The following is a 26,172-nucleotide window of genomic DNA, read 5'->3' as shown; positions in this document are numbered from 1 at the left end:
GTACGGGTGCGACGGCGGCAGCCGCGCACGGCCTCCGCCACGAGCCCGTTCCCCCCTTCTGCGTGCTCACACGCCCCCACCGGCGCGAACGTCGATGGATCTTGAAGGGGTCTTGGTCCGAACTTTACGTCAACCCTCTTCCGGGATGTTTCCCGGAAGGGTGACGAGCATGCGGCAGCCGCGCTCGGATTCGGCCACCCTGATGCGTCCGCCGTGCAGTTCCACGGCCCAGCGGGCGATCGCCAGGCCCAGTCCGGTGCCGCCGTCGCTGCCGGGGCCGTGCGAAGGGGCGGCCGAGCCCCGGTTGAAGCGTTCGAAGACGCGGTGCCACTCGGTGCGCGGGATGCCCGGACCCTCGTCCTGGACCTCCAGCGTCAGCGAGCCCGGATACGGGCCCGGGCGGGCCCGCACGGTCACCCGGCCCCGGGGCGGGCTGTGCTTCATCGCGTTGTCGATGAGGTTGGCCAGCACCTGGTGCAGGCGCTCGGGGTCGGCGTGCGCGCTCAGGTGCGTGGGCTGCACGTCCAGGCGCAGGTGGACGTCGCTGCGGGTGTGGGTGCCGGATCCGGAGGCGAGGCCCGGACGGGCCGCGGCGACCATCCCGGCCTCCTTGATGATCCCGGAGAGGTACGGCCAGACCTCGAAGGTGCGGGCCCTCAGCGGCACCACGCCGTTGTCCAGCCGGGAGAGGTCGAGGAGGGTGTCCACGAGGCGCCCCAGCCGCTCGGTCTGCCGCAGCGCGGTCCGCATGGTCTCCGGGTCCGCCTCGCAGACGCCGTCCACCACGTTCTCCAGCACGGCCCGCAGGCCGGCGATCGGAGTGCGCAGCTCGTGCGAGACGTTCGCCACAAGCTCCTTGCGGTGGCGGTCCTGGGCGGCCAGCTCGTCGGCCATCCGGTTGATGGCCCGGGACAGGTCGCCGAGCTCGTCACGCCGGCTCTCGGGCACCCGGCGGCCGTAGTCGCCGTGGGCGATGGCCCGGGCGACGCCGGTCATGGCGTCCAGCGGCGCGGTCAGCGACTGCGCCACGAACTGGGTGATCAGCAGCGTCGCGATCATGGAGAAGACCATGACGAAACGGAACTCGGTGGCCGTCCGCAGCGCTATCAGCAGGAAGCCGGTGGTGATCAGCACCGAGGCCACGACCAGGACGCACAGCTTGGTCTTGATCGAGAACGGCCGCATGGCCGCCCGCCGGGGGCAGGACGGCCCGTACGGTCTGCGCCGGCTCGTCGGTCGCCCGGCCACCGGGTCGCTGGTCATGGCGCCGGCGTCTCCAGGGCGTAGCCCACGCCGTGCACCGTGCGGATGCGCTCGGCGCCGATCTTCCGGCGCAGGGCCTTGATGTGGCTGTCGACGGTCCGGGTGCCGGACGCGTCGGCCCAGTCCCACACCTCGGCGAGCAGCTGCTCCCGGGAGAGCACCGCGCGCGGGGTGTTGGCCAGGCAGACCAGCAGGTCGAACTCGGTGGGCGTCAGGTGGACGTCCTCGGAGCGGACCCGCACCCGGCGCTGGGCGTGGTCGATCTCCAGTTCGCCCAGGCGCAGCACGCCCGAGCGCGGAGTGGCGGCGGCCAGTGCGGCGCGCTCCATGCGGCGCAGCAGCACGTGGACGCGCGCCGCCAGTTCCCGCATGGAGAACGGCTTGGTCATGTAGTCGTCGGCGCCGACGCCGAGGCCCACCAGCATGTCGGTCTCGTCGTCGCGCGCGGTGAGCATCAGCACCGGCACCGGGCGCTGGGCCTGCACGCGGCGGCAGACCTCGAGGCCGTCGAAGCCGGGCAGCATGACGTCGAGGATCAGGAGGTCGGGCTGCCAGGCCTCCGCGGTGTCCACGGCGGCCGGTCCGTCGCCCGCCGTTTGCACCAGGAACCCCTCGGCGCGCAGCCGGGCCGCGATGGCGTCGACGATCGTCGGGTCGTCCTCGACCACCAGGATTCTGCGCTGAGCGCCCTGGGTCGCCGTGCTTCCGCTGTGCGAGGTGTGTGTCTGCTCCATCGCCCGCCCCTGGTGTGCTTTCCGGAATCCGTGGGGTGATTCCCATGCCTGCGGTCCTGGCGCCGATGATCGGCGCCAGGGGGCAGCGTATGCGGATTCACCCGGCAAGAGCCATCCCGGGCCGCAGAGCCAGGTGCACCGCGTCCGGAACTCCCCGGGCAACCGGGACCTCATCGGTACGCACCTGCCGGAACCCGGCATTCCGCAAGGTACCTTCGAATTCCGGGGAGGGTTGGGCGGACCACACCGCCAGCACTCCGTCGGGCCGCAAAACCCGTGCGCAGCTTGCGAGTCCGGCCGCTGAGTAGAGGCTGTCGTTGCCCTCGTCGACGGTCCATCCGGGGCCGTTGTCGATGTCGAGGCACAGCGCGTCCCAGGTGTGGGAAGTCACATCCAGATAACGAATCAGATCCGCCTCGACGATCTCCGTCCGCGGGTCCGCGAGGGCGTCCGCGGTGAGGTGCCGCAGCGGCCCGCGGCGGTGCCAGTCGATCACCGCCGGCTCCCGTTCGATCACGGTGATCCGGTCCCAGCGGGCGTCCGTGACGGCGTGTGCGAGCGAAAATCCGACACCCAGCCCGCCGATCAGCAGGCGGCGCGACGCGCGTGTTCTGGTCTCGTCGAGCCTGCGGGCGGCCGCGTCGACCAGGAGCCGCTCGGAGCGTCCGTCCGAGGTGTCCATCAGGAAGCAGCCGTTCGCGATGATCTGCAGCAACGCCCCGTGACGTCGCAGCACCACCTCGCCGTGGGGGCCGGTGCGGCGGTCCACGACGACCGGGGTCTCGTCAGGGGTCTCGTTCTCCCCGTCCGGTACGGGGGTGTACGTGGTGGACATGGCGCCCATCCTGCCAAGGGTGGTGGCCGGATATCGGCGAACGGCTGATCCACGGGCGAGAGGTGGGCGCGGGCGGTCTTTCCGGGGGACGTCTACGGGCGTAGCTTCGTCCATGACATCACTGACATGTCCGCGCCAAGCGGCAGTCTCCCGTTCCCCCCACCGGAGGTTCGCATGTCCGTGCTCAGACCCGCGCGCGCCGTTCTCGCCGGCGTGCTTCTCGCGGCTTTCGCCGCGCTCACCGTCACCCCCGTCCACGCCGCCGGCGACGGAGACGGCGGCAGAGACGTCGGAGACGTCAGAACCACGTACCCGGCCCGCGGTACCGCCCATCTGGGCATGGGCGTCCTCTCCCACGACGGGCAGCAGGGCGACCCCTCCGGCGGCCGGGCGGACGCCGTCCAGACCGAGGGCGTCGACGTCTCCGGCCACCAGGGCAACGTGGACTGGGGCGCGCTGTGGAACAGCGGCGTCAGGTGGGCCTACGTCAAGGCCACCGAGGGTACGTACTACAAGAACACCTACTTCACGCAGCAGTACAACGGCTCGTACAACGTGGGGATGATCCGCGGGACGTACCACTTCGCCACCCCGGACACCACCACGGGCGCCACCCAGGCCAACTGGTTCGTCGACAACGGGGGCGGCTGGTCCCGCGACGGCAGGACCCTGCCGGGCGTGCTGGACATCGAGTGGAACCCCTACGGGGCCTCCTGCTACGGCAAGACGCAGAGCCAGATGGTGGCCTGGATCCGGGACTTCGTGAACACCTACAGGGCGCGCACCGGGCGGGACGCGGTGATCTACACGGCCACGAGCTGGTGGACCGAGTGCACCGGCAACTACAGCGGCTTCGGCGCCACCAATCCGCTCTGGATCGCCCGGTACGCCACCGCGGTGGGGACACTGCCGGCCGGATGGTCGTACTACACGATGTGGCAGTACACCTCGACCGGGCCGATCGTCGGCGACCACGACCGGTTCAACGGGGCGTACGACCGGGTCCAGGCGCTGGCGCTGGGCTGACGTCGGGGCCGGCGGGTGACGCCCGGGGTGTCAGCGGGTGATGCCCGCGTGCCCCGGGCGGGGGCCCTCGGCGGGGCGGCCGGCGGTCGCCGTGGTGGCGGCGGGGGCCTGGGCGGCCGCCGGGACGGGGGCGGACAGGGGCGACAGGTCGTGCGCGTAGGAGCCGACGGCGTGGGCGATGACGTCGATGTTGACGTCGAACGCCTTCATGGAGAGGTTGTCCAGGTCGTCGCAGGCCTGGTGGTAGCACGGGTCGAACGGCTTGCCCGCCGTGCCGCCGAAGAGGGCGGCCATCTCCTCGGTCTTGACGCCCTCCGCGCCGGTGAACGTCCCCCCGGCGGGGATGCCCGCCTCGATGAACGGGCCGTAGTCCGACCGGCCGTCGAAGTCGGTACCGAGGTGGCGCAGACCGCGGCTGTCGAGGTAGGCGGTGATCCCCCGCTCCAGCTGGGCGGAGCCGGCGGGCCCCGGGCCCTCGCCCTTGCGGTCCGAGTCGTCGCCGTCGTAGACGAACTGGGCGGCGTTGGGGGAGGCGATCATGTCGAAGTTCAGGTACAGCCGGATGCTCTCGCGCTCCGCGGCGGACAACGCGGAAACGTAGTCCGTGGAGCCGAGCAGCCCGAACTCCTCGGCGTCCCACCAGGCGAAGCGCACCCGGTCGGCCGGGTGGCGCTCGGCCCGCGCGAGTTCGAGGGCGACCTCCAGGAGGCCCGCGGAGCCGGAGCCGTTGTCGTTGACGCCGGGGCCCTCGACGACGGAGTCCAGGTGGGCGCCGGCCATCACCGTGCGGGAGGGATCTCCGCCGCGGGTCTCGGCGATCACGTTGTGGGCGGTGCGCTTCTCGCGGCGCTCCCGCAGGTCGAGGGTGACGGTGGTCCCCGCCTTCGCGGCCGCGGCGGCGAGGGCCTTGCCGTCCTCGCGGGTGACGCCACCGGTGGGGATCGCGGCGGCGGAGGGGTCGCCGAGCGTGCCGCGCAGCGGGCCGTCCGCGTTGTTCACGATCAGCGCGGCGACGGCGCCGGCGGTGGCGGCGGCCTTCTGCTTGGCGGCGAACGAACAGGCGCCGCGGGGGATCAGCACGGCCTTGCCCTTGACGTCGCGCGTCGCGTAGTCGGACGGCTCGCAGCCGGGGGTGCCGTCCGGCGTCCCGTCGCCCTCGGCGCTCCCGGCGGGCAGCGCGGCGAGGGGAGCGGTGAGGCCGCCCTCGGGGGTGGAGACGGTGTACGTCATCAGCGCCACGTCGATGTCGCGTGGCGATGTTCCGGGGACGGTGACGCCGAGCTTCTCGGCGAGGGCCTCGGCGTAGGTGAACGCGAACGGGACGGTGGTGACGCGGTAGCCGGCCCGCTGGAGGGCCTTGCGCAGGTACGCGGCGGTGGCGTCGCCGCCGGGGGTGCCGGCGGCGCGGTTGCCGCCGTGGGCGTCGGCGATGCGCTGGAAGGCGGCGAGGTGGCGGTACGCGTCCTGTGCGTCGGCGTGGCGCACGAGGCGGGCGGCGAGGGCGTCGGCGGCGGCCGCGGGGTCCTTGGCGCCCCCGGGGTCCTCCCGGTCCGCCGCGGGGGAGGCCGCGAGGAGCAGGGGGGCGGTGAGGGCGGCGGCCGCGGTCACGGCGGCGGCGGCTCTGCGTCTGCGCACGCGGGGTCCTTCCGGCGGCGGGGCTACCTTTCGCCATGCTCGCCCCGGCGGGGGGCGGCTGCAACGCGGGGGCGCCGGGGGCGGTACGGCGCGGAGTGCGGCGGGACGGGGCTGACCCGCGTGGACGCGGGGTCGCGTTGCGGTCGCGTCGCGTGCCGGGCGGAGGACCGTGCCCAACCCTTGCGGGCGGGAGGTCGCGTGCGTACGCGTCGCCTGCGTCCACCCTCCCCCTAGCTCTCGGCTTCGCTCGAGCAGGGGTATCCCCGTCGCCGAGCGGCACGATTGCCCGCAGCGGGCGGGGGCCGGATCGCCCGGCGCCGCGCCCGCGTGCCGGGAGGACCGTGCCGCGGGGACCGTGCCTCGCGCCGCGGGGACCGTGCCTCGCGCCGCGAGGACCGTGCCGCGTGCCGCGGGGGCCGCGCCCGCGTGCCGGGAGGACCGTGCCGCGGGGACCGTGCCTCGCGCCGCGAGGACCGTGCTTCGCGCTGCGGGGACCGTGCCGCGTGCCGCGGGGGCCGCGCCCGCGTGCCGGGAGGACCGTGCCGGGAGGACCGTGCCGCGGGGACCGTGCCTCGCGCCGCGAGGACCGTGCTTCGCGCTGCGGGGACCGTGCCGCGTGCCGCGAGGACCGTGCCGCGTGCCGCGGGGACCAGGACGGGGTGCCGTGGGCGTGCGGTCGCGTCCCGTGGACGTGGGGGTCAGAAGGTGACGTGGGCGACCGTGGCGTCGTCGTGGGTCTTGGAGGGGCCGAGCCGGCGCCGCGCCTCCGCGTCCGCCCGCTCCAGCTCGCGGACCTCCGCGATCAGCGCCGCCGCCCCGCGGTCGCGGACCAGCGGGACGACGTCGGCCCACCCCCCGCGGCCGAAGACCTCCACCCACCGCGTCGCCCCGTCGGTGAGGGCGGTCACGGACCGCACCCCCTCCCGCGGCGCCGAACCGGTGACGGCCCGTTCCGCGACCGAGGGGTCCGCCGCCGCGGTCCAGAAGCCGCCCTCCTTGTTCCGCAGCGTCGCGTCGACGACCGCCGCCGACCGCAGCCGCTCCCGGGGGATCCGCGCGAGCCGGTCGTCGGTGAGGGCGGTCACCCCAGGGCCCGCACCGTCTCCCCCCGTCCGCTCCACCAGCAGTACCGAGTCGGCGAGCACCAGGTGTTCCAGCGTCTCCGCGTCCCATCGCGCCAGGGCCACCGTGGCCTGCGGCGTGCGCGGGTGAGAAAGGTCACAGCGGTCCGCGTGGGCGGCGGCCGTACGCGCGACGGCCGAGGCCAGCACCTCCGTCAGGGTGAGATCCCGCCGGGAAAGGGACAGTTCGGTCAGCGCCCCGCCGAGCCGGGCGGTGAACCACGGTACGGAGTGCACACACCCGGTTTCGCCGCGTGGAGGAGTGACCCCGTCGAGCACCACCACCACGCCCCCGAGGCCGGAAGCGGGTAGTCCGACGGAGACGAAGTCCTCGTTGGGAAAGCCGAGTTCGGAGGGCTCGGAGGCGAGTTCGGTGCGCATCCGGCCAGTCTGCACCCGCACGCCGCGGGCGCGGCCCCCGGAAGGGCGGGAGCGCCCGCACCTCCACCGTCACCCGGGGGAACTCCCCGTCGATGCCCGGTTGATGGGGAATCAGGTGCGATTGTGAAGGCGTGGCGGCGAATCCTGCCAAAGTCCGTGACGGTCGTCCACCTGGGGCTCCGGACGCCCGTGCGGACGACCCTGCGGGTGGGAGGGCGGAACTTGCCCCTCAACTACCCTCCGATGTTCACTCCTTCGGGTGGCGGGGCGGTTGATGACCGGTCACCGCCCACCGGCACTGGGAGGGTCGGACACCGAAAACCGGAACCGTACCGGGTGAGTGTCGCCCCAGTTGACGGCAGGTCACCCGGGCCTTGGGTACACGAGTCAGGAATGCGAGCACCGGTGCAGAAGACGCGGCCTCGGCGTACGGGCAAGAAGAAGGCCTCCCGCGAGGGCACGGAGAACTCGCCCACCACCACCGGCACCCCGGGCGCGTCCGCCCCGGCCGGCGGCGAGGTGGGCCGGGGCCGGCCCACGCATGTACGCAACCGGCTCATCGTCGCGGTGGCCGTGGTGGCCGCCGCCGTCGCGGGAGCCGGAACCCCCTCCCTCCTCTCCGCCGCGGGGCGGCTGGACGAGAGCAAGGACCTGGTCACGCTCACCGAGCAGACCCAGGACGCGCTGACCCTCGCCCACGCCCTGGCCGACGAACGGGACGAGGTCACCCCGTACATCGCGGCGGGACGCCCCGAGTCGCGGGCGCCCTCCGAGCAGCGCGGCGTCCGTGTGGACCGGGAGATAGAGGATCTGCGCGAGGACACGGACCTCCCGGCCGCGCTCCGGGCCGACCTCGACGAGATCGCGAGCGCCCGGCGAGCGGCGCTCTCCGGCAAGAGCACCGCTCTCGAAGCGCACGAGGCCTACTCCAAGGCCATCGCGGAACTGCACCGTCTGGCCGGCGACCTGGCCGACCGGATGCCGCCGCGCGCCGGGGCCGGCGCCCACGCGCTGGCCGACCTGGACACCGCCGTCCAGCAGGCGGCGGCCGCCCGCGGTCTGCTGCTGGCCGCGCTGGCGGTCCCGAGCACCTCCACCCCGGTCTACGACCCGGTCACCGGCACCACCTCGACCACCCGGGTGTCCACCCCGGCCGACGCCTCCCGGCGCGACGCGCTGACCTCGGCCGCCCAGCAGGCGCGGGTCCGCTCCGACGCCGCGCTGGCCGAGTTCCGCGCCAACGCCCCCGAGGAGGCCGCGGACGCCTTCGACGCCACCGTCACCGGCCGCGAGTCCGAGACGGCGGGCAAGTACCTGCGGAACCTCACCGACCGCCCGGTGCTGAACGACAAGGAACTGGCCACCGACCCGAAGAAGCTCTCCGCCGCGCTGTCCGCCCGCCTCGACCTGATGCGCGGCGCCGAGTCCTCCCTCTACGCGAGCCGCGTGAAGGCCCTGGAGGAGCTGCGCGCCGACGACGTCACCGAGCTGGAGATCCGCATCGCCGCGCTGGTGGCGCTGCTGCTGCTCGCGGTCGGCATCGCCACCGGGCTGGCCCGCTCGCTGACCAGGCCGCTGGCCGTGCTGCGGCTGGGTTCGGCGCGTCTCGCGGAGAAGCCGGAGGACGAGGAGCCCATCCGGTTCACCGGCCGCAAGGACGAGTTCGCCCAGGTCGTGCGCTCGGTGAACACCCTGCACGGTCACGCGCTGGCCCTCCAGGAGCGGATCAGCACGCTGGAGGCCGACCGCAAGCACCTGATCGGCGAGCGGCAGCGGATGGCCGACGCGCGCGAGGAGCTGCGCGCCGAGCTGAAGTCCGCGCAGGAGGAGCTGGACCGGTCGCAGAACTCGGCCGACGGCCCCTACGTGAGCCTGGCGCTGCGCATCCTCGGGCTGGTCGAGCGTCAGCTCACCGTGATCGAGGGCCTGGAGGCCCGCGAGGAGGACCCCGAGGGGCTGTCCACGCTCTTCAAGGTGGACCACTTCGCCACCGTGATGCGCCGCCACAGCGAGAACCTGCTGGTGCTGGCGGGCGTCGAGCACGGGCAGCAGCACGCCGGACCGGTTCCGCTGGTCGACGTGGTGCGGGCCGCGGTCAGTGAGATCGAGCGGTACGAGCGGGTGCGGATCGGTGCGCTGCCGCCGGCCGCGCACCTCGCGGGCTTCGCGGCCGACGACCTGAGCCACCTGCTGGCCGAGCTGCTGGAGAACGCCACCGCCTTCTCGCCGCCGGAGCTGCCGGTGGAGGTCTCCGGGTGGCTGCTGGAGAGCGGTGAGGTGATGCTCTCCGTGCAGGACGAGGGCATCGGCGTCACCGAGGAGCGCCTGGAGCGCCTCAACAGCCGCCTGGCCGACTTCGACCCCGATCAGCCGCACGTCCCGGACGGCGAGGGCGGCCTGGGGCTCGGCCTCTACGTGGTGGCCCGCCTCGCGCACCGGCACGGGGTGCGGGTGCGGCTGCGGGAGCAGAAGCAGGGCGGGGTCACCGCGGTCGCGGTGCTGCCCACGTCGCTGCTGGCCGCGGCCCCGGCCGCCGCGCCGGTCACCACCGCGCCGGTCGGCCGGCAGGGGGCTCCAACCTCGCTGCCGGGGGCCGACGCGGAGGCCAACTCCAACGTGCTGCGCGGCCGTACCGAGGCGAAGGCCGCCCTGCCGGGCGGCGCGGAGCCGGCCGCCGCGGGGGAGGACCGGCTCGCCGCGGCGGCGGTGGAGGCGGGGCCCGCCCCCGCCCCCCGGCCGCAGGCCGGGACCGTCTCGGGCGACGGCGCCGCTCCCGGCGTGACGGCGCCCGTCGTCGAGCAGGCGGTGGACCCGGCGATCGCGGCGGCCGAGAGGGCCATCGACGCCGCCGAGGCCGCCGAGGCGGCCCGCGCCTCCGTGGCCGGGCCCACGACCACCACCTCGGGCACGGCCACCCCGGCGGGAGCCACCCTCCCGCCGACGCCCGCCGCCGACACGGGGCAGACCGCCGGTGACGGCACCGGTGGCGCCGACGCGCCCGCGGGGGACACCGAGGGCACCGCGCCGCCCGCCGCCGGCGTGGACGACGAGGTGGCCGACGCGGCCCGGGCCGGTGGGGACCGGCACGAGGCCGTGGCCGAGGAGACGTCGAGCTTCCGGCTGCCCGCGCAGATGTCCGGCGAGGACGCCGAGCGCATCGCCGCCGGCGCGGGCGACGGGAGCACCGGCGCCGCCGAGGCGGAGGCCGGGCCCGGGACGGGCGACCCGTACGCCATCGGCCCCGAGCGGCACGAGCGCGTCGCCGACGAGGCCGAGGCCGAGACGGTGACCGACAAGGGCCTGCCCAAGCGCACGCCCAAGGTGGTGTCCGCCCCCGCTCCGCGCACGCGCATCGGCTCGGTGGACGCCGACGCGCTGCGGCGCAGGCTGGGCGGGTTCCACACGGGATCCGTGGCCGGCCGCCGCGACGTCGAGGCGGAGCTGGCGGGGACGAAGGGCGGACCGGGTGCACAGGGGGCGCCCGGGCCGCAGGGGGAGGGACGAGGCGACGCCACCGGCGCGCCGGGCCCTCGTCAGGGGAACGCATCCGAGCAGGCCATGGGGGGAACCGTCGAGGAGGCAAGCAGTTGACCGCGCCCAGCACCGTCGGACTGAGCAGTGAGGCTCGCAACCTGCACTGGCTGTTGACCAACCTCGTCGAGGAGGTGCCCGGACTCCAGTCGGTGGCGGTCGTCTCCTCCGACGGACTGCTCCTGCTCTCCTCGGACCCGGCCGACCACGCCCCGAAGGAGAAGAAGGACGCCCCCACCGGCCCGCGCGGCTCGGCCGCCGACCTGGCCACCGTGGTGTCCGGCATCGGCAGCCTGACCGTCGGCGCCGCCAAGCTGCTGGAGTTCGGCGGCGTCCGCCAGACCATGATCGCCATGGAGGAGGGCAGCCTCTTCGTCACGGCGATCAGCGACGGGTCCCTGCTCGGCGCGCACGCCGCGCCGGACTGCGACATGAGCGTGATCGCGTACCACATGGCGCTCTTCGTGGGCCGTGCCGGACACGTGCTGACCCCCGAACTGCGCGACGAGCTCCGTGACTCGATGGAACGCAAGAGCGGCGACGTGAGGAGCGGACGATGAGCGCCTCGAAGCTTCCGGTGCGCGGCGGGGACCGCAAACCCGCCCGGGTGCGGCCCTACTCGCTGACCGGCGGCCGGACCCGCTTCGGCCACGTGCTGCTGGTGGAGACCTTCGTGGCGGCGCTGGACGCGCCCCCGGAGCGCAAGGAGCTGCCGAACGGCTCGCTCGTCAGCCGGGTGATGCCGGAGATGCGGGCCATCGTCGAGCTCTGCCGCCGCATGCGCACGGTGGCGGAGATCGCCGCGCTGCTCAGGATGCCGCTGGGCGTCGTCCGCGTACTGCTGAGCGACCTCGCGGACCAGGGAAAGATCCGCGTGTACGGGACCGGGCACCCCACCGGCCGTCCCGACCGCGCACTGCTCGAAAGGGTGCTCCATGGCCTTCGCCGTCTCTGACGCCGCGAACGCGGGTGTCTCCGACGCCGTCGTCTCCGACGCCGAGGAGGAGGTGCTCCGGCCGTGGCAGACCGACCGCAACCGGGCGCCGGTGGCCACCAAGATCCTGGTGGCCGGCGGCTTCGGCGTCGGCAAGACCACGCTGGTCGGCACCGTCTCGGAGATCAAGCCTCTGGAGACCGAGGCCTTGATGACCCAGGCCAGTGCCGACACCGACGACATCACCGCCACGCCCGGCAAGACCACGACCACCGTGGCCATGGACTTCGGCCGGATCACCCTCGACGACGACCTGGTCCTCTACCTGTTCGGCACCCCCGGCCAGCAGCGGTTCTGGTTCATGTGGGACGACCTGGCCCGGGGCGCGGTCGGCGCCGTCGTGCTGGCGGACACCCGCCGTCTCAAGGACTGCTGGCCCGCCCTCGACTACTTCGAGAGCTGCGGCCTGCCGTACGTGGTGGCCGTCAACCACTTCGACGGCAGCGAGCGCTTCGAACCGGAGGACGTCCGGGAGGCGCTGTCCATACCCTCGGCCGTGCCTGTCATGATCATGGATGCGCGCAGCCGGATCGCGGTGATCGAGACCCTGCTGGCCCTCGTCGGTCACGCCATCGAGGCCCTGCCCGAATAGGCCCTGCCCGAACAGGCCCTGCCCGAACAGGTTCCGCCCGTCACACCCGAGCACCCGGGCGCGTCCCCCAGCGTCCCGAGTAGGAGACATCCCGCATGCGGAAGATACTCGTCGTCGGAGCCGGCCAGTCCGGTCTCCAGCTCGCCCTCGGCCTGCAGCAGCACGGGTACGAGGTCACCCTGATGTCCAACCGGACGGCGGACGAGATCCGCTCCGGCCGCGTCATGTCGACGCAGTGCATGTTCCACACCGCCCTCCAGCACGAGCGCGACCTGCAGCTGAACTTCTGGGAGTCCCAGGCGCCCCGGATCGAGGGCCTGGGCGTGTCGGTCGCCGGCCCCGAGTCGCAGCGGGTCGTCGACTGGGTCGGCAAGCTGAACGGCCACGCCCAGTCCGTCGACCAGCGGGTCAAGATGGCCGGCTGGATGGAGACCTTCGCCCAGCGCGGCGGCCAGCTGGTCATCCACGGCGCCGCCGTCTCCGACCTGGACTACTTCTCCCGCACCTACGACCTGGTGCTGGTCTCGGCCGGCAAGGGCGAGCTCGTCTCCATGTTCCAGCGGGACGCCTCCCGTTCCCCGTTCACCCAGCCGCAGCGCGCGCTCGCCGTGGCGTACGTCCACGGCCTGGGCCCGCGCCCGGAGCACCCGGAGTTCGACGCGGTCCGCTGCAACCTGGTGCCGGGCGTCGGCGAGCTGTTCATCATGCCGACGTACACCCTCTCCGGACGCGCCGACATCCTCTTCTGGGAGGGCGTCCCGGGCGGTCCGCTGGACGTCTTCCAGGGCGTCAAGGACCCCTCCGAGCACCTGGCGCTCACCCTGGAGCTGATGGAGCGCTTCACGCCGTGGGAGTACGCGCGGGCCACCAACGTGGAGCTCACCGACGCGGGCGGCACCCTGTCCGGCCGCTACGCCCCGACGGTGCGCAACCCCATCGGCCGGCTGCCCGGCGGCGGCTCGGTGCTCGGCGTCGCCGACGTGGTGGTGGCCAACGACCCCATCACCGGCCAGGGTTCCAACTCCGCCTCCAAGTGCGCCGCGGCCTACCTCGCGTCCATCGTCGAGCACGGCGACAAGCCGTTCGACGAGGAGTGGATGCAGGCCACCTTCGACCGCTACTGGGAGACCGCCCAGCACGTCACCAAGTGGACCAACGCCATGCTGACCCCGCCGCCGGAGCACGTCCTCAACCTGATCGGCGCCGCCGGGCAGCTCCAGCCGGTGGCCGACCGGATCGCCAACGGGTTCAACGACCCGGCGGACTTCGAGAACTTCTGGTTCGACCCGGAGAAGGCGGGCGGCTACCTGGCCTCCGTCAGTGGCTGACGCACCCTCCCCGCCTCGACGCCCCGCCGCCCGGCCCCGTGCCGGGCGGCGGGCGCGTTCCTGCCCGGCGCCGTCAGCTCCTGCCGCCGCCCTTGCGGCGCTCGTAGGCGGAGAGCGCCTTCAACTGGGCGGGCGTCAGCGCGGCGAGCAGCTCCTCGATGCGGCCCAGCTTGTCGCGGACCCGCTGGTCGGCACGCTTCCTCTTCGCGGCCAGCACCAGCTGCCGGTCCAGCGCGGCGCGCGCCCGCCGGGCCAGGTCGCGCACCCGGTGCTCGCCGCCGGTGAGCCGTCCCACCGCGCGCGCGTGCGCGTCGGCGGCGCGGGCGACCAGCCGGCCCTCCTCCACCGCCGTCTGCGGATCGCGGGCGAACAGCACCCGCAGGTAGGGCGAGAGGGCGCCCGCGGTGTTCCGGTACTGCGCCCGCGCGAACGCCCCGGCCGCCGCGCGGCTGTCGTCGAGGGAGAGCCGGGCGCGGGCGAGTTCGGCGTCCAGCCGGTCCACCCGGGCCCGCTGTTCGCGCAGCAGGACACCGGCGTCCTGGTACTGCTCGGCGGCCTGCCCGGCCTGCCGGTGGAGGGTGCGCAGATCGGCGAGGAGCACGGCGACCGGCCGCTGCCGCGCCGCGGAGGGCGGCGCCGGATCGTCCTCGGCGACGGCCGGGGCCGCGGGGGTCAAGGTGCCGGCCGCGACCGCGGCGGCGCACAGCAGGCGGGGAACGCGCCCGCGCGACGGGCGTGCTGACATGACGTCACCTCCGGCGCGGTGCGGTCCTTCCGCTCCGCACCGGCAGGATGGGCGCGCCCGCCGCGGTCCGCGCGCCGGAGGTCGGCGGGCGGCGCAACGACGTCACCCGTCGGTGGGGCGGGACCGCCGGCGGGACCACGGCCAGCGGGGGCGGCCCTCGTCGCCGGTCGCGTCGGGCACGAAGACGAACTTCCAGCCGACCGGCAGCCCCAGTCGCCGGCCGTGCCCACGCGGCTCGCGCCGGTACACCAGGACCGTGGGCCGCCCGCCGTCCGGGCCGGGTACCGGGACCTTGTAGTACCTCGGCGGCTGCCCGGTCGCGCCCAGCAGGACGGGCAGCGTCCTGCCGTCCAGCGGGCCGCCCTCGAAGGGCGTCTCTTCACTCTTCACCCCACCAGTGTCGCGGGTGGGGCGAGCAGCATCGGACCTGTGACGGGGGCGGTGCCGCGGCGGGCGGCGCTCAGGCCAGCAGGCCGGAGGACTGCCAGAGCTTGCGGCCCACGCCGCGCAGCACGCCGATGTCGTCCAGGAAGTCGGTCAGCTTCTTCGCGCCGGTCTGCATCACGTCCCGGCGGTGGCCGCTGTTCCTGACCTCCTCCATCGCCTGCCGCTTGTCGAGGCCGACGTTGGTGTACACCTCCGGGTTGATGAAGGCGACCGAGAAGACCCGGGCGAACTCGCCGGAGGTGACCCGGGTGAACTCACGCGACCAGCGCGGCGCGGTCACCATCTGGCGGCGCAGCTCCTCGCGGGCGTACCGGACGTGGCGGGCCTCCTCCACGACGTGGATCCGGGTGACGCCGCGGGTGAGGGTCTGGACCCGCTCGTCCGGGAAGGTCAGCCGCTGCATCCAGTCGAGGATCTCCTCGCCCAGCAGGGTGGCCGTGAAGGACCCCGGCGTGGTGGAGACGGTCTTGAAGAGCCGGCCGAGGTTCTGGTGGAGAGGGCTGACCGGGTACTCCGGGCAGCCGGACCGCTGGATGAACCGGGCGAACATCTTCGAGTGCCGGCACTCGTCCTCGATCTCGGTGAGGGCGTACCGGACGTGGTTGCTGGTCGGGTTCTTGTCGTAGATGTGCCGGCAGAGCAGCTGCATCAAGATGATCTCGAACCAGATGCCGAGCGAGCACAGCGCGGCGGCCTCGTGCTTGGAGAGCTCGATGCGCTGCTCCTCGCTCATCCGCTTCCACATCGGCGTGCCGTACAGCGACACCAGCTCCGGGGGCCAGAACCACTTGCCCTCCTCGAAGGGCGCGTCCCAGTCCAGCTCCTTGTCCGGGTCGAACGAGTGCTTCGCGGACGAGTCGAGCAGCCGCTTGGCCACCTGCTCGCGGTCCTTGAGCAGACCCAGCGCGTCGCGCAGTCCGGCGAGCGTGCCGGTGTCCGTCACGGTCGTCATGGCTCTCCACCTCGTCGTGCGAGTGTTACCGTCGGGTACACCCTTATGAGACTCCGTGTCAGCAAGCGCGTCAATCCCCTGGGCGGCACCAGTCACCGAATGTCCATGTCGCCGCGCCCCGCCGCCCGACCCGCCCGGCCGGACCCGCCCGGCCCGACCCACCTCGGCCCGCCCCGCCGGCGACCGGCTTCGGGTCAGGGCGCGGCGAGGGCCGCCCGCATCACCGCGCGGGCCACGGGCGCCGCGACGTCGCCCCCGGTGATGTCCCCCCGGTCCGCCGCCGCGTCCTCGACGACCACCGCCACCGCGACCCGCGGCTCCAGTTCCCGCTCCGCCCGCGCCCAGGACACGAACCACGCGTACGGCGTCCCCGCGTTCCCCACCCCGTGCTGCGCGGTCCCCGTCTTGCCGCCCACCACCGCGCCCGGGATCGCCGCCTGGCCCCCGGTGCCGTCGGTGACGACCCCGGTCATCAGCTCCCGCAGCAGTCGTGCCGTCGCCGGCCGCACCACCTGCCGCAGCCCCCGCGGACCGGCCCGGCCGATCGTCGTGCCCCGGTCGGTGGTCGTCCGCTCCACCAGGTACGGGGTCCGCGTCATCCCGCCCCCGGCCACCACCGCCGCGACCCGCGCCATCTGCAGCGGCGTGGCGCGGGTGTTGTACTGCCCGATCGACGACAGCGCCAGCTGCGCCGGGTCGACGTGCGGGTCGAAGGTGGAGGGGGCCACCCCGAACGGGATCCGCAGCCCGTCGTCGTTGAAGCCGAACGCCCGTGCCGTGCGGGCCATCCGCTCCGCGCCCACCCGGACGCCCAGCCGCGCGAAGACCGTGTTGCAGGACCACTCGAAGGCCTGCCGCAGGGTGGCGCCGCCGCATTCCGCCCGCTCGTCGGCCAGCTCGGTGTCCGTGCCCGGCAGCCGGTACGGGCCCGGCTCGCCCACCCGCTGGTCCAGGTCGCGCACCACCCGGGCCTCCAGCGCGGCGGCCGCGGTGACCACCTTGAAGGTGGAGCCCGGGGGATAGGTCTGCCGCACCGCCCGGTTCAGCATCGGCTGGTCGGGGTCCGCCAGCAGCCGGCGCCAGGCCCGCGCCGAGGACGGGCCGTTGCCGGACAGGTCGGCCGGGTCGTAGGAGGGGGTGGAGACCATCGCCAGGATGCGCCCGGTGGCCGGCTCCAGCGCCACCACCGCGCCCTTCCGGCCGCCCAGCCCGTCGAACGCGGCCCGCTGCGCCTGGGGCTGCACGGTGGTGAGCACGTCGCCGCCGGTGCCGGCCGGGCCGCCCAGCAGGGGGAGCGCGGAGAGCAGGGGGTGGCGGCCGGTGAGGACGTCGTCCTCGGCGTGCTCCAGCAGGGTGGTGCCGTACGCCTGCGAGGCGAAGCCGGTGACGGGCGCGTACAACGGGCCGTCGGCGTAGGTGCGTTCGTGCCGCAGCCGCCCGCCGGTGTCGACCGAGCCGGTCACCGGGCGGTCGCCGACCAGGATGTCGCCGCGCGGGTGGTGGTAGCGGTCGATGTCGGCCCGCCGGTTGGCCGGGTTGCGCTCGTACGTCCCGCCCTCGACCAGTTGCACCCGCGCCGCGTTCACCAGCAGCGCGGCGAGCAGCAGCAGGCAGAACGCTCCGGCGTGGCGCACGGTCCGGGTCACGACGGCCGCCCTTCCAGGTGTCCCGCGTCCCCGCGGGGTGCCTCGACGCCGTGCACGGGGGTCCGGCCCCGCCCGGCGGCCGGGTCCGCCGGGCCGTTCGCGCCGTCCGCCCGGTCCGCGCCGGCGACCGGGCCGTTCGCGCCGTCCGCCGTGCCCGGGGCGTCCACCGTGCCCGGGGCGCCTGCCTCGTCCGGGTCGTCCGCTGCGTCCGGGTCGTCCGCCGCGTCCGGGTCGCCCGCCTCGTGCCGGGCCGCCGCGTCGCCGAGCCGGACCAGCAGGGCGACGATCACCCAGTTGGTGACCACCGAGGACCCGCCCTGCGCGAGGAACGGCATCGCCATCCCGGTCAGCGGGATCAGCCCGGTCACCCCGCCCGCGATCACGAACACCTGGACGGCGATCAGCGAGGCCAGCCCCACCGCCAGCAGCCGTCCGAACCGGTCCGGCGTCGACAGGGCGGCCCGGTAGCCGCGTTCGACCAGCAGCGCGTACAGCACGATGACGGCGCCCAGCCCGGCCAGGCCGAGCTCCTCACCGGCGGTGGCCAGGATGAAGTCCGACTTGGCGGCGAAGCCGATCAGCACCGACTGCCCCTGGCCCAGCCCCTCCCCGAACAGCCCGCCCGCCGCGAACGCGAAGAGCGACTGGGCGAGCTGCCCGGCGCCCAGCCCCGCCTCCACCGAGGCGAACGGGTCCAGCCAGTCCGCCACCCGCCCGCGCACGTGCGGCTCGATCCGCGCCACGGCCGTCGCGGCGGCCGACAGCAGCACCAGCCCCAGCGCGATCCAGCCGAGGCGGCCGGTGGCGACGTAGAGGAGGATCACGAACAGGGCGAAGAACAGCAGCGAGGTGCCCAGGTCCCGCTCCAGGACGAGGACGCCGATGCTCAGCAGCCAGATCGCCACCACGGGTCCCCAGGCGCGGCGGCCGGCCCCGGCGAGCGCCTTCCGGTGCGCGGCCAGGTGCCCGGCGAAGAACACCACCAGCAGCACCTTGGCGAACTCGGCGGGCTGCAGCGAGAAGCCGGCCACCCGGATCCAGATCCGGGCGCCGTTGACCGCGGGGAAGAACACCGGCAGCACCAGCAGCACCGTCGCGGCGATCCCGCAGGCCCGGGTGGCCCGCCGCAGCGCCCGGTGGTCGCGCAGCAGCCACACCACGGTGATGAACAGCCCGGCCCCCAGCGTCGACCACAGCAGCTGCGCGGGCGCGGCCCGCTCGCCCGGGGTCTCCAGGTCCAGGCGGTGGATCAGCACCAGGCCCAGGCCGTTCAGCAGCACGGCGACGGGCAGCGGCAGCGGGTCCGCGAGGGGCGCCCGCAGCCGCACCACGACGTGCGCGGCCAGGGCCAGCGCCCCGAGCCCGGCGCCGTGACGGACGGCGTCGGGCGGGACGTGACCGGTGCGGGCCAGGCCGACGGCGCAGTAGCCGTACACGGAGAGGAACACGGCGAGGACGATCAGGGCGAGCTCCGCGCCCCGGCGGCTGACGGGTGTCGCCACGGCGGGCGTGGGCCCGGCCGCCTTCCAGTCCCGCGTGGCCTGGGTGGTCATGGGTCGGAACGTAGCAAGCGTGGGCCGTGATGTCCCGTTATGTCAGTGCGTCGGGCCGCACCAGCGGGGGGCGGGGCCGATGTTGTCGATGTACCGGGCGGGTCCCCAGGCCCAGGTTCCGTCGGCGAGCAGGTACCACAGCGGGTTGCCGTCGACGGTCTCGCCGGGCGTCTTGCAGAAGATGCTGACCACCGCCCCCTGGGGGGCGAAGCCGATCACCTCGCTGCCCCGGGTGGGCGAGGTGTGCAGCTGGAGGCCGCCGCGGGCGGTGACGACGCCCTGGTAGAACCGCTCCTCCGGCGGGTTGGGGTGGCTCTGCCCGGCGACGGCGGGCGCGGCCCCGGCGCAGAGCAGGGCGGTGGCGGCGGCGCCCATGGCGACGCGGGACAGGAAACGGCGCAGGGCCATGCTGACCTCCGGTGTGTCGGACCCGTTACGTGCTGCCACGCTAGGCACGCCGGGGTGCTCCCGGCGCGCCGTGCAGCGCCGTCCGGGTGCCGCGAGCGGTCCGGACGGTGAGGCACGGGGACGAGGCACCGCGGAGCGGTCCGGTTCCGGAGCCTTCGACGTGCGCGCCGCGCACCTGTGGGTCAGTCCGGCATCAGTCCGGCAGGGGGGTGGACCGGGCCGGGTCCAGGAGGGCCGCCATGAGGTCGCCGTCACGGGCCAGGCGGGCCAGGACGTCCGGGGCACGCAGGGTCAGGCGCTCCGGGGCGCCGGAGGCGACCTCCTCCCAGGACACCGGCGCCGACACCGCCGCCGTGGGCCGCGCCCGCACCGTGTACGGCGTGGCCGTCGTCTTCTTCGCCGCGTTCTGGCTCCAGTCGACGAACACCTTCCCCGGCCGCAGGCTCCGCGTCATCCGGTGCAGCACCAGCCCCGGCATCGCCGCCTCCGCCTCGACCGCCAGCGCCTTCGCGTACGCGCTGGTCCGCTCGGACGACGCGCCCCGCACCGCCGCCAGCAGGTGCAGGCCCTTCGACCCGGAGGTCTTCGGGTACGCCTCGATCCCGTCGCCGGCCAGCCGGTCCCGCAGCCACAGCGCCACCTCGCAGCACTCCTCGAGCCCGGCCGGCGGCCCCGGGTCCAGGTCGAACACCAGCCGGTCCGCCTCCCCGGGGGCGCCGGCGAGCCACTGGTGGGTGTGGAACTCGGTCACCAGGTTCGCCGCCCACATCAGCGAGGGGAGGTCCTGCACCATCACCATCCGCGACGGCCCGTCCGACCGCGGGACGTCCGCCGTGGTGACCCACTCGGGCGTACCGGGCGGCACGTTCTTGGAGAAGAACACCTGGCCGTGCGGTCCGTCGGGATACCGCAGGAAGGACACCGGCCGGTCCCGCAGGTGCGGCAGCAGCGCCCCCGCAGCCGTCGCGTAGTAGTGCAGCAGCTCCCCCTTGGTGAAGCCGTCCTCCGGATGGATCACCTTCTCCAGGTTGGAGAGCGGGATCCTTCGCCCCTCCACCTCTGTGATCGGCGTCATACGATGAGAATCCCACGCATCATGGCCATAACGGTGCAACTCCGGCGAAAGGGTGCTGAACGTGCGATCGATCTGGAACGGCGCCATCTCCTTCGGCCTGGTCAGCATCCCGATCAAGCTGGTGAACGCGACCGAGAACCACAACGTCTCCTTCCGGCAGATCCACACCGAGGACGGCGGCCGGATCCGCTACCGCAAGGTCTGCGAGCTGGAGGACAAGGAGGTCAGCCAGTCGGAGATCGGCAAGGCGTACGAGGAGTCGGACGGCTCGATGATCCCCATCACCGACGAGGACCTCCAGCAGCTCCCCATCCCCACCGCCAAGACGATCGAGATCGTCGCCTTCGTGCCGTCCGAGCGGATCGACCCCATGCAGATGGAGTCCGCCTACTACCTCGCGGCCGGCGGCGCGCAGGCCGCCAAGCCGTACACGCTGCTGCGGGAGGCGCTCAAGCGCAGCCACAAGGTCGCCATCGCCAAGTTCGCCCTGCGCGGGCGGGAGCGGCTGGGGATGCTGCGGGTCGTGGAGGAGGCGATCGTCATGCACGGCCTGCTGTGGCCCGACGAGATCCGCCGGCCGGAGGGCGTGGCCCCGGAGAGCGACGTCAGGATCCGCGACCAGGAGCTCGACCTGGCGGACGCGCTGATGGACACGCTCGGCGAGGTCGACATGGACGACCTGCACGACGAGTACCGCGAGGCGGTGGAGGAGATGGTCGCCGCGAAGGCGTCCGGCCAGGAGGCGCCGGCCGTGCCGGAGGCCCCCGCGGGCGGCGGCAAGGTGCTCGACCTGATGGCCGCGCTGGAGAACAGCGTCCGCGCGGCGCAGGAGTCGCGCGGCGAGAGCGCGGAGGTGCGCGAGATGAACCGGTCGCGCACGACGCCGAAGGACACCTCGGGCAAGAAGTCCACCTCCACGGCGGCGAAGAAGTCCACCGCCAAGAAGACGGCCTCCTCCCGCGCCGGCTCCGGGGGTTCGGGCTCCGCCTCCTCCAAGAAGTCCACGAGTTCCGGCACCGGCAAGAAGGCGGCCGCGAAGAAGACCCCCGCGAAGAAGACGGCCTCCCGCAAGCGATCCGCCTGACGCCCGGGTCAGAGTTCCTGGGCGGGCCAGTTGAGGAGGCGGGCTCCGATCGCCGCGGTCTGCAGCATGTACCGCTGCGCGGGGTCCGCCGCGTCCGCCCCCGTCAGCTTCCGGATCCGCTCCAGGCGGTACGTCAACGCCCGCACGCTCAGCGACAGCCGCCGCGCCGCCTCGGCCGCCACGCACCCGGAGTCGAAGTACGCCGTGAGCGTCTCCAGCAGCGGCTGCGCCCCGCCCCGCGCCCCCCGCAGCGGGCCCAGCGCGCTGACCACCAGGTCGGCCAGCGCCTGCCGGTCCCGGGCCAGCACCGGGTAGACCAGCAGGTCCGCCGCCTTCAGCACCGGCCCGTCGAACCCCAGCCGCTCGGCCATCTCCAGGGTGCTCAGCGCCTCCTCGTAGGACTGGACGACACCCCCGGGGCCGGCGTGGGACCGCCCCACCGCGACCCGCCCGCCGTCCGTCGCCGCGTACGCCTGCTTGGCGAACCAGTTGAGGACGTCCTCCTCGTCGCCCGGCGCGACGCACAGCAGCCGGCCCTCCTTGGTGGTGACCAGGATGCGCCGGCTGTCGAACCGCGCGGTCACCGCCCGTGCCACCCGCCGCGGCACCGCGTCGCCCTCCTCGTACGTGTCCGGCCCCTCGGCCACCGCCACCGCGTGGGCCCGCGCCAGCCGCAGCCCGAACCGCTCGGCGCGCTCGGCCAGCCGGCCCAGGTCGCTGCGGCCGAGCAGCAGGTCGTCGATGAACTCCCGCCGCGCCGCCTCCTCCTGGCGGACGGCCTGCCGCTGCGCCCGCTCGTACCCCTCGGCGAACGAGTCGACCGCCTGCTGCACCGCGGCCAGTGCGCAGTCCGCCGAACTGCGGCCCGACGGCCACCCGTTGGACGAGGCCGGCCAGGCCTCCCGGGCCGCCGCCAGATGCGCGCTGACCATCCTGCGCAGCCCCAGCCCCGCCTCGGCGGCCTGCTCGCCCAACTCGCGCCGTGACTCCAGTTCGTCGCGGCTCAGACGGCGCCCGGTGGCCGCGACCTCCTCGAGCATCCGGTCGAACCCCGTCAGGAACGTCGCCGGTTCCACCCCGGACGCCATGGCCCCACCCCCCGAATCTTGACGCGTCCTTGACGCTGCTCCGGAAGGCTGACCCTAGTCAACGCTGCCGGAATCCGGCAATGCGCCTCATGTGCGGCGCAGTTCATGATGAGGGGGAGGGAGCACGGCGGACGACTCCGGTTCCGGACCCCGGCAGTGCGCCGGCGTCCGGAACCGGAGCCCTCGTCCGAGCCCCCCCCCGCGTCGTGTGGACCGCACCGGTTGTCGGTGCCCCGTGCCACGCTGCACGGCGACCACGACCCCCACCGAGCCTGCCCGCCTCCGCACACCCGCGAGGGAAGGAGACCCCCGATGGCCCCCTACCTGATTCCCGTGGCCCCCGCACTCCTGCTGATCGCCGTCTCCACGGCGTTCCAGGTGCGCCGCGACCGCCGCTGCGTCGAGGCCTTCCTGCCGTGCGACGAGAGTGAGCCGTCGAGCTGACGGTCCGCCCGTTCGCACCGTTCGCCCCCCGACGGCCACCGCGTTTCGCTAGGGTCCCTCGACGGGCCGACCGCCTCACCGCCGGTCCGCCCGTCCGCCGTGAGCCGTGCGCTGTCGGTCAGCGCGCCGTCGACCGAGAAGGCTTCACCGTGTCATCCGAACGCCTGCCGTCCGCCTCACCCGTCCCCACCGCGGACGCCGGCCCCGCCCCGGCGGCCCGCCGCCACCGTCTGCTGCGCGTGCGCGCGGTCCTGACGGTCTGCGCCCTGGCCTCCACGGTGCTGCTCACCGCCGCCTGCGGCGACAGTTGCGCCTCCACCTCGCGCAAGGGCCGCTCCGGCGGTTCCTCGTCCTGCTCGGGCACCTCCGGCCACGGCGGGAGCCAGCACAACGACTACGACGATGACGACGACTACGACTACGACTACGGATCGGGCTCCGGCTCCGGCCCCGGTCCCGACGACTCGTCGGACTCCGCCGGAGCGGAGGGTCCGGAGGAGTCGACGGCGTCCGCCGAGCAGTTCCCCGCCGAGGCCCGGCCCGGCGATTCCACCCAGATGCTCACCGTCCAGCTGAACCGCGGCAACGGACCCAAGCTGACTGCCTGGAGCAAGGACGCGGACGGCGTCTGGGTCGAGGCGTTCTCCACACACGCGGGGGAGTCCGACGCCGACGTCCCCGAGGGCACCTACCGGATCACCACCGCCTTCGGCAACGACGCGGCCCCTGCCCGGACGACGTTCACCTACCGGCGCGTCACCGGGAACAGCTACCAGGGGCTCGACCTCACGGACAGGACCCCTCTCTACGGCATCGTCGTCGACACGGACGGGCCCGGGAGCACCCTCGTCCACGGCCACGTGCCCCCCGGAGACGCGGACATCAGCCTCGTCGACACCGACATGGAGCAGGTGCTCAGCTGGCTGGACCTGGCCGCACGCCCGCGCATCGCCTTCATCGACGGCAACGCCTACCCGTAGTCCGGGAACTGGATGAGCCGGTCCTGCCGCCCCGCGATCTCCGGCTGGTACACCTCGGTGTCCCAGTCGTCGCGCCCGACCGGCTCCAGCCCGATCGACACGGCCCCCTGCCGCACCCCGAACGCCTCCTGCACCGCCTCCGAGACCCGGGCCGCCAGCCGTGCGCGGGTCTCGTCGTCGAGGTCCTTGGGGAAATGCTTGATGATCACGTGCGGCACGACGCCGGGCCCCTCTCGCAGGTACTCGTCGCGGACGCGCGGCCACCGCACGCCCGCAGCCGATGGTGTCACCCACCGCTCGGCGGCCCGGTACCGGCCTCACCGCACCTGAGGGCCGACGCGGCCGTCGCGGCCGTCGCGTATGTCAGCCCAGGGTGTCGACGTACCCGCTGCCCGCGCCGGAGAGGTCCCGGACCTGCCGGCGCACGTCCTTCAGGGACACCTCGCGGTCCTCGGCGAGGTAGAGCCAGTCGACCTCCATGTCCCAGGCGCGCCCGGCGTCCTGGAACGGCAGGTCGACGAACCACGCGCTGAAGTGCACGCCCATCGCCTCGCGCGGGAAGTACGCGGCGTCCGTGCGGAACAGGACACGGCCGTCCACCGAGTACTCCGTCGTCCCGTCCACGGCCGTGATCATCAGGGTGTGCCAGTCGTCGCCCAGCTTCTCGACGGTCGCGCGGGTCACCCGGTCGCCGGCGTCGACGTCGCGCCAGCTCGTGGTGTCCAGGCGCGGGCCGAGTGCTCCCCAGCCGCCGTTCGGCAGGTACTCGTAGTCGAGTTCGCTGTACTCCCGCGACCGCTGGTTCGGCGAGATGGCGAAGAAGGCCTGGCTGATGTGGTCGCCGTCGTGTCCCTCGGCGGGCCGGTCGCTGAAGCGGACGCGCGCGGCGAGGGTGCCGGTGCGGAAATTGGGGCCGGTGTGGATCTCCGCCTGGCGGGTGCCGTCCACGGATCCGTCCGTCCCGGCACGCAGCCGCAGCACCTGGTCGGACACCGGACCGGCGCTCCCACCGTCGCCCGTTCCCGGCGACTCGGCGGGGAAGGCGATGCCCGACCTGGTCCAAGTGCCCTTGATCCCGGGACCGCCCGCGCCGGTGCGGACCTGCCAGCCGCCCGCCGCGAGGGCGGGGTCGGCGGGACCCGTGTAGTGGAAGTCGTCGAAGAGGACACCGTCCGGCGGATCGCCGGCCGTGCCCGCCGAGCCGTCCGGGGCGGGAGCGGGCACACGGCCGGGCTCGTCGCCCCAGACCAGCTTGCCGCGCAGGTACGCGCTCACCTTGCGGGAGGGCGCGTACCGGGTGAGGGCGGCGTCGTACGACGGGTCGTCCGTCTGGTCCAGCTCGCCGTGGTCCAGGCGGTACAGCTGCAGGCCGATGCCCTTGCTCGACTCGCCGGGACGCAGCGTGCCGGCGGAGGGGGAGAAACCGGCCTCCAGGTGACGCAGTCCCCCTTCCGCCGTCCCGAAGCGCCGGGTGATCAGCGAACAGTCCACCGAACTCCGCACGCAGTTGGCGCCGTACCCCGCGCCGTCCCCCCTGTGGCCCGTCGTGTCGCCCGTCGCGCCCTTCGCCGGGTCCTCGGCCCCGTCGTCGACCCGGAAGTGGTACCGCAGCACCACGTCGGAGAGCCGCACGTTCCGGTCCGAGGTGTTGACCACCTCGAGCCACGGCGCCGCGACCTCCGCCCGTGCGGCGGGGGCGGTGCGGTAGCGGACGGTCAGCTCGGCGGCGTCCTCCCCGTCCGCGCGCAGCGTCGGGACCAGGAAGATCCCGGCACCCACCAGGGAGGCGAGCACGGCCGTCACCACGAGCGCCGGCGACAGCCGTCCTCGCGTCCCTCGACGGCGACGGGGGTGCGGGCGGCGGCGGCTCACGGGGACTCCTCGGCAGACTGCGGGGGCGGCAGGAGCGGCGGGACGAGATGCCCGCTTGATCCGCACATCTGCGCGACCGCGCCATCCTAACCGTGGCGGAAAAGAGCACCCGTCGAATATGGCGTCAGTCACCCGACGTTCTGTCCGAGCGCCGTGATTGCCCGCATTGATCCCGGTCGGGTTCGCGGCGTCGGGGCGGAGTCCGGCTCCCGGACCCGGGACGACCCGTCCAGGATGTGGCATCCCGCGACCTTCGAGGGTCGATATTCAGAAAGGTAAGGTAATTTGGTTTAGCTTTCACGTAATCGTCACATCGTGCGAGCCGATCACGTGTTGACCTGGGGTGGGAGAGGCTGTGTCAGTCACTGCGGCGCGCCGTGTGCGCGGGGGGTCGGGGAACGGGGCGCGCAGCCGGCACCGCAGAGGTAGGGCCGCCGG

General features: G+C 74.0%; 24 protein-coding genes. 9 read left to right on the top strand and 15 right to left on the bottom strand.

From position 1 onward, the window contains the following. Positions 1 to 129: 129 nt before the first annotated feature. The 3 genes from Sfr03f_RS15100 to Sfr03f_RS15090 form a co-directional block, all read right to left on the bottom strand. Complete coding sequence (locus tag Sfr03f_RS15100; RefSeq protein ID WP_108954420.1) at positions 130 to 1,263, bottom strand: sensor histidine kinase; 1,134 nt, start codon at positions 1,261 to 1,263, stop codon at positions 130 to 132. Next, entirely contained in the window at positions 1,260 to 1,997 is a 738-nt protein-coding gene (locus Sfr03f_RS15095; RefSeq protein WP_108954419.1) for a response regulator transcription factor, read from the bottom strand. Before Sfr03f_RS15095 ends, Sfr03f_RS15100 begins: the two co-directional genes overlap by 4 nt. Positions 1,998 to 2,094: 97 nt before the next feature. Next, positions 2,095 to 2,841 (bottom strand): spermine/spermidine synthase domain-containing protein, encoded by a 747-nt coding sequence (locus tag Sfr03f_RS15090; protein WP_245967568.1) that lies wholly within the window; start codon positions 2,839 to 2,841, stop codon positions 2,095 to 2,097. A 165-nt stretch (positions 2,842 to 3,006) separates the two neighbouring features. On the opposite strand from Sfr03f_RS15090, the gene Sfr03f_RS15085 reads away from it, so the two are divergent. Continuing rightward, positions 3,007 to 3,858, top strand: a complete 852-nt coding sequence (locus tag Sfr03f_RS15085) for a lysozyme (protein ID WP_108954417.1) — start codon at positions 3,007 to 3,009, stop codon at positions 3,856 to 3,858. 30 nt (positions 3,859 to 3,888) lie between these two features. Here Sfr03f_RS15085 and Sfr03f_RS15080 read toward each other — a convergent pair whose 3' ends face one another. Together Sfr03f_RS15080 and Sfr03f_RS15070 are read right to left on the bottom strand one after the other, a co-directional pair. After that, positions 3,889 to 5,493: a M28 family metallopeptidase gene (locus tag Sfr03f_RS15080; protein ID WP_108954416.1), complete on the bottom strand. Its 1,605-nt coding sequence runs from the start codon at positions 5,491 to 5,493 to the stop codon at positions 3,889 to 3,891. A gap of 698 nt (positions 5,494 to 6,191) precedes the next feature. Next, positions 6,192 to 6,995, bottom strand: a complete 804-nt coding sequence (locus Sfr03f_RS15070) for a hypothetical protein (RefSeq protein ID WP_108954414.1) — start codon at positions 6,993 to 6,995, stop codon at positions 6,192 to 6,194. A 405-nt stretch (positions 6,996 to 7,400) separates the two neighbouring features. Between Sfr03f_RS15070 and Sfr03f_RS15065 the strand changes: the two genes are divergently transcribed. The 5 genes from Sfr03f_RS15065 (at position 7,401) to Sfr03f_RS15045 (ending at position 13,440) form a co-directional block, all read left to right on the top strand. After that, the gene (locus Sfr03f_RS15065) at positions 7,401 to 10,586 is read left to right on the top strand and encodes a sensor histidine kinase (RefSeq protein WP_108954413.1); all 3,186 of its coding nucleotides are present in this window, start codon (positions 7,401 to 7,403) and stop codon (positions 10,584 to 10,586) included. Then, complete coding sequence (locus tag Sfr03f_RS15060) at positions 10,583 to 11,086, top strand: roadblock/LC7 domain-containing protein (RefSeq protein ID WP_108954412.1); 504 nt, start codon at positions 10,583 to 10,585, stop codon at positions 11,084 to 11,086. The genes Sfr03f_RS15065 and Sfr03f_RS15060 overlap by 4 nt, the downstream gene beginning before the upstream one ends. Continuing rightward, positions 11,083 to 11,481: a DUF742 domain-containing protein gene (locus Sfr03f_RS15055; RefSeq protein ID WP_108954411.1), complete on the top strand. Its 399-nt coding sequence runs from the start codon at positions 11,083 to 11,085 to the stop codon at positions 11,479 to 11,481. Before Sfr03f_RS15060 ends, Sfr03f_RS15055 begins: the two co-directional genes overlap by 4 nt. Further along, a complete protein-coding gene (locus tag Sfr03f_RS15050; RefSeq protein ID WP_108954410.1) occupies positions 11,462 to 12,112 on the top strand; it encodes a GTP-binding protein in 651 nt (216 codons plus the stop codon). Before Sfr03f_RS15055 ends, Sfr03f_RS15050 begins: the two co-directional genes overlap by 20 nt. A gap of 95 nt (positions 12,113 to 12,207) precedes the next feature. Beyond that, positions 12,208 to 13,440: a styrene monooxygenase/indole monooxygenase family protein gene (locus tag Sfr03f_RS15045; RefSeq protein WP_108954409.1), complete on the top strand. Its 1,233-nt coding sequence runs from the start codon at positions 12,208 to 12,210 to the stop codon at positions 13,438 to 13,440. Between the two features lie 73 nt (positions 13,441 to 13,513). Here the strand turns inward: Sfr03f_RS15045 and Sfr03f_RS15040 are convergent, their stop codons facing one another. The 7 genes from Sfr03f_RS15040 to ligD all read right to left on the bottom strand — a co-directional run bounded on the left by Sfr03f_RS15040 (position 13,514) and on the right by ligD (position 20,266). Then, positions 13,514 to 14,185 carry a hypothetical protein gene (locus Sfr03f_RS15040; protein WP_108954408.1) on the bottom strand — a complete coding sequence of 224 codons (672 nt, stop codon included), beginning with the start codon at positions 14,183 to 14,185 and terminating at the stop codon, positions 13,514 to 13,516. Between the two features lie 102 nt (positions 14,186 to 14,287). Further along, positions 14,288 to 14,575, bottom strand: coding sequence for a DUF8847 domain-containing protein (locus Sfr03f_RS15035; protein ID WP_108954407.1), 288 nt, complete (start codon positions 14,573 to 14,575; stop codon positions 14,288 to 14,290). A gap of 70 nt (positions 14,576 to 14,645) precedes the next feature. Continuing rightward, entirely contained in the window at positions 14,646 to 15,584 is a 939-nt protein-coding gene (locus tag Sfr03f_RS15030) for an AurF N-oxygenase family protein (RefSeq protein ID WP_108954406.1), read from the bottom strand. 194 nt (positions 15,585 to 15,778) lie between these two features. Beyond that, a complete protein-coding gene (locus tag Sfr03f_RS15025) occupies positions 15,779 to 17,230 on the bottom strand; it encodes a penicillin-binding transpeptidase domain-containing protein (protein WP_108954405.1) in 1,452 nt (483 codons plus the stop codon). Then, on the bottom strand, positions 17,227 to 18,783 hold the full coding sequence (locus Sfr03f_RS15020; protein ID WP_108954404.1) for an FtsW/RodA/SpoVE family cell cycle protein: 1,557 nt from the start codon (positions 18,781 to 18,783) through the stop codon (positions 17,227 to 17,229). The genes Sfr03f_RS15025 and Sfr03f_RS15020 overlap by 4 nt, the downstream gene beginning before the upstream one ends. A 42-nt stretch (positions 18,784 to 18,825) precedes the next feature. Then, on the bottom strand, positions 18,826 to 19,191 hold the full coding sequence (locus Sfr03f_RS15015) for an SH3 domain-containing protein (RefSeq protein WP_108954403.1): 366 nt from the start codon (positions 19,189 to 19,191) through the stop codon (positions 18,826 to 18,828). Between the two features lie 193 nt (positions 19,192 to 19,384). Beyond that, positions 19,385 to 20,266: a non-homologous end-joining DNA ligase gene (ligD, locus tag Sfr03f_RS15010; protein ID WP_108954402.1), complete on the bottom strand. Its 882-nt coding sequence runs from the start codon at positions 20,264 to 20,266 to the stop codon at positions 19,385 to 19,387. 61 nt (positions 20,267 to 20,327) lie between these two features. Between ligD and ku the strand changes: the two genes are divergently transcribed. Beyond that, entirely contained in the window at positions 20,328 to 21,350 is a 1,023-nt protein-coding gene (gene ku / locus Sfr03f_RS15005) for a non-homologous end joining protein Ku (protein WP_170145089.1), read from the top strand. A gap of 8 nt (positions 21,351 to 21,358) precedes the next feature. Here ku and Sfr03f_RS15000 read toward each other — a convergent pair whose 3' ends face one another. Then, on the bottom strand, positions 21,359 to 22,438 hold the full coding sequence (locus Sfr03f_RS15000) for a PucR family transcriptional regulator (protein WP_108954400.1): 1,080 nt from the start codon (positions 22,436 to 22,438) through the stop codon (positions 21,359 to 21,361). Between the two features lie 312 nt (positions 22,439 to 22,750). Here Sfr03f_RS15000 and Sfr03f_RS31540 point away from each other — a divergent pair, with 312 nt between their 5' ends. Together Sfr03f_RS31540 and Sfr03f_RS14995 are read left to right on the top strand one after the other, a co-directional pair. Next, positions 22,751 to 22,882 (top strand): hypothetical protein, encoded by a 132-nt coding sequence (locus Sfr03f_RS31540; protein WP_281262836.1) that lies wholly within the window; start codon positions 22,751 to 22,753, stop codon positions 22,880 to 22,882. Between the two features lie 149 nt (positions 22,883 to 23,031). Next, complete coding sequence (locus Sfr03f_RS14995; protein WP_108954399.1) at positions 23,032 to 23,862, top strand: hypothetical protein; 831 nt, start codon at positions 23,032 to 23,034, stop codon at positions 23,860 to 23,862. On the opposite strand, the gene Sfr03f_RS14990 is transcribed toward Sfr03f_RS14995, so the two are convergent. Continuing rightward, positions 23,853 to 24,131 (bottom strand): tautomerase family protein, encoded by a 279-nt coding sequence (locus tag Sfr03f_RS14990; protein ID WP_218028153.1) that lies wholly within the window; start codon positions 24,129 to 24,131, stop codon positions 23,853 to 23,855. The genes Sfr03f_RS14995 and Sfr03f_RS14990 overlap by 10 nt on opposite strands. A 94-nt stretch (positions 24,132 to 24,225) precedes the next feature. Next, positions 24,226 to 25,734 (bottom strand): cellulose binding domain-containing protein, encoded by a 1,509-nt coding sequence (locus tag Sfr03f_RS14985; RefSeq protein WP_159105650.1) that lies wholly within the window; start codon positions 25,732 to 25,734, stop codon positions 24,226 to 24,228. Positions 25,735 to 26,172: the final 438 nt, after the last annotated feature.

This window comes from Streptomyces fragilis (assembly GCF_003112515.1).
In the GTDB taxonomy this organism is placed as follows: domain Bacteria; phylum Actinomycetota; class Actinomycetes; order Streptomycetales; family Streptomycetaceae; genus Streptomyces; species Streptomyces fragilis.
This window is presented reverse-complemented; position numbering and strand designations above follow the sequence as displayed.

Bases quoted from the DNA above. Each gene is read 5' to 3' on its own strand.
- Sfr03f_RS15055 (WP_108954411.1), top strand. From the start codon at position 11,083: ATGAGCGCCTCGAAGCTTCCGGTGCGCGGCGGGGACCGCAAACCCGCC.
- Sfr03f_RS15000 (WP_108954400.1), bottom strand. From the start codon at position 22,438: ATGGCGTCCGGGGTGGAACCGGCGACGTTCCTGACGGGGTTCGACCGG.
- Sfr03f_RS15040 (WP_108954408.1), bottom strand. From the start codon at position 14,185: ATGTCAGCACGCCCGTCGCGCGGGCGCGTTCCCCGCCTGCTGTGCGCC.
- Sfr03f_RS15050 (WP_108954410.1), top strand. From the start codon at position 11,462: ATGGCCTTCGCCGTCTCTGACGCCGCGAACGCGGGTGTCTCCGACGCC.
- Sfr03f_RS31540 (WP_281262836.1), top strand. From the start codon at position 22,751: ATGGCCCCCTACCTGATTCCCGTGGCCCCCGCACTCCTGCTGATCGCC.
- Sfr03f_RS15085 (WP_108954417.1), top strand. From the start codon at position 3,007: ATGTCCGTGCTCAGACCCGCGCGCGCCGTTCTCGCCGGCGTGCTTCTC.
- Sfr03f_RS15095 (WP_108954419.1), bottom strand. From the start codon at position 1,997: ATGGAGCAGACACACACCTCGCACAGCGGAAGCACGGCGACCCAGGGC.
- Sfr03f_RS15100 (WP_108954420.1), bottom strand. From the start codon at position 1,263: ATGACCAGCGACCCGGTGGCCGGGCGACCGACGAGCCGGCGCAGACCG.
- Sfr03f_RS15030 (WP_108954406.1), bottom strand. From the start codon at position 15,584: ATGACGACCGTGACGGACACCGGCACGCTCGCCGGACTGCGCGACGCG.
- Sfr03f_RS15070 (WP_108954414.1), bottom strand. From the start codon at position 6,995: ATGCGCACCGAACTCGCCTCCGAGCCCTCCGAACTCGGCTTTCCCAAC.
- Sfr03f_RS15045 (WP_108954409.1), top strand. From the start codon at position 12,208: ATGCGGAAGATACTCGTCGTCGGAGCCGGCCAGTCCGGTCTCCAGCTC.
- Sfr03f_RS15020 (WP_108954404.1), bottom strand. From the start codon at position 18,783: ATGACCACCCAGGCCACGCGGGACTGGAAGGCGGCCGGGCCCACGCCC.
- Sfr03f_RS15015 (WP_108954403.1), bottom strand. From the start codon at position 19,191: ATGGCCCTGCGCCGTTTCCTGTCCCGCGTCGCCATGGGCGCCGCCGCC.
- ligD (WP_108954402.1), bottom strand. From the start codon at position 20,266: ATGACGCCGATCACAGAGGTGGAGGGGCGAAGGATCCCGCTCTCCAAC.
- Sfr03f_RS15090 (WP_245967568.1), bottom strand. From the start codon at position 2,841: ATGGGCGCCATGTCCACCACGTACACCCCCGTACCGGACGGGGAGAAC.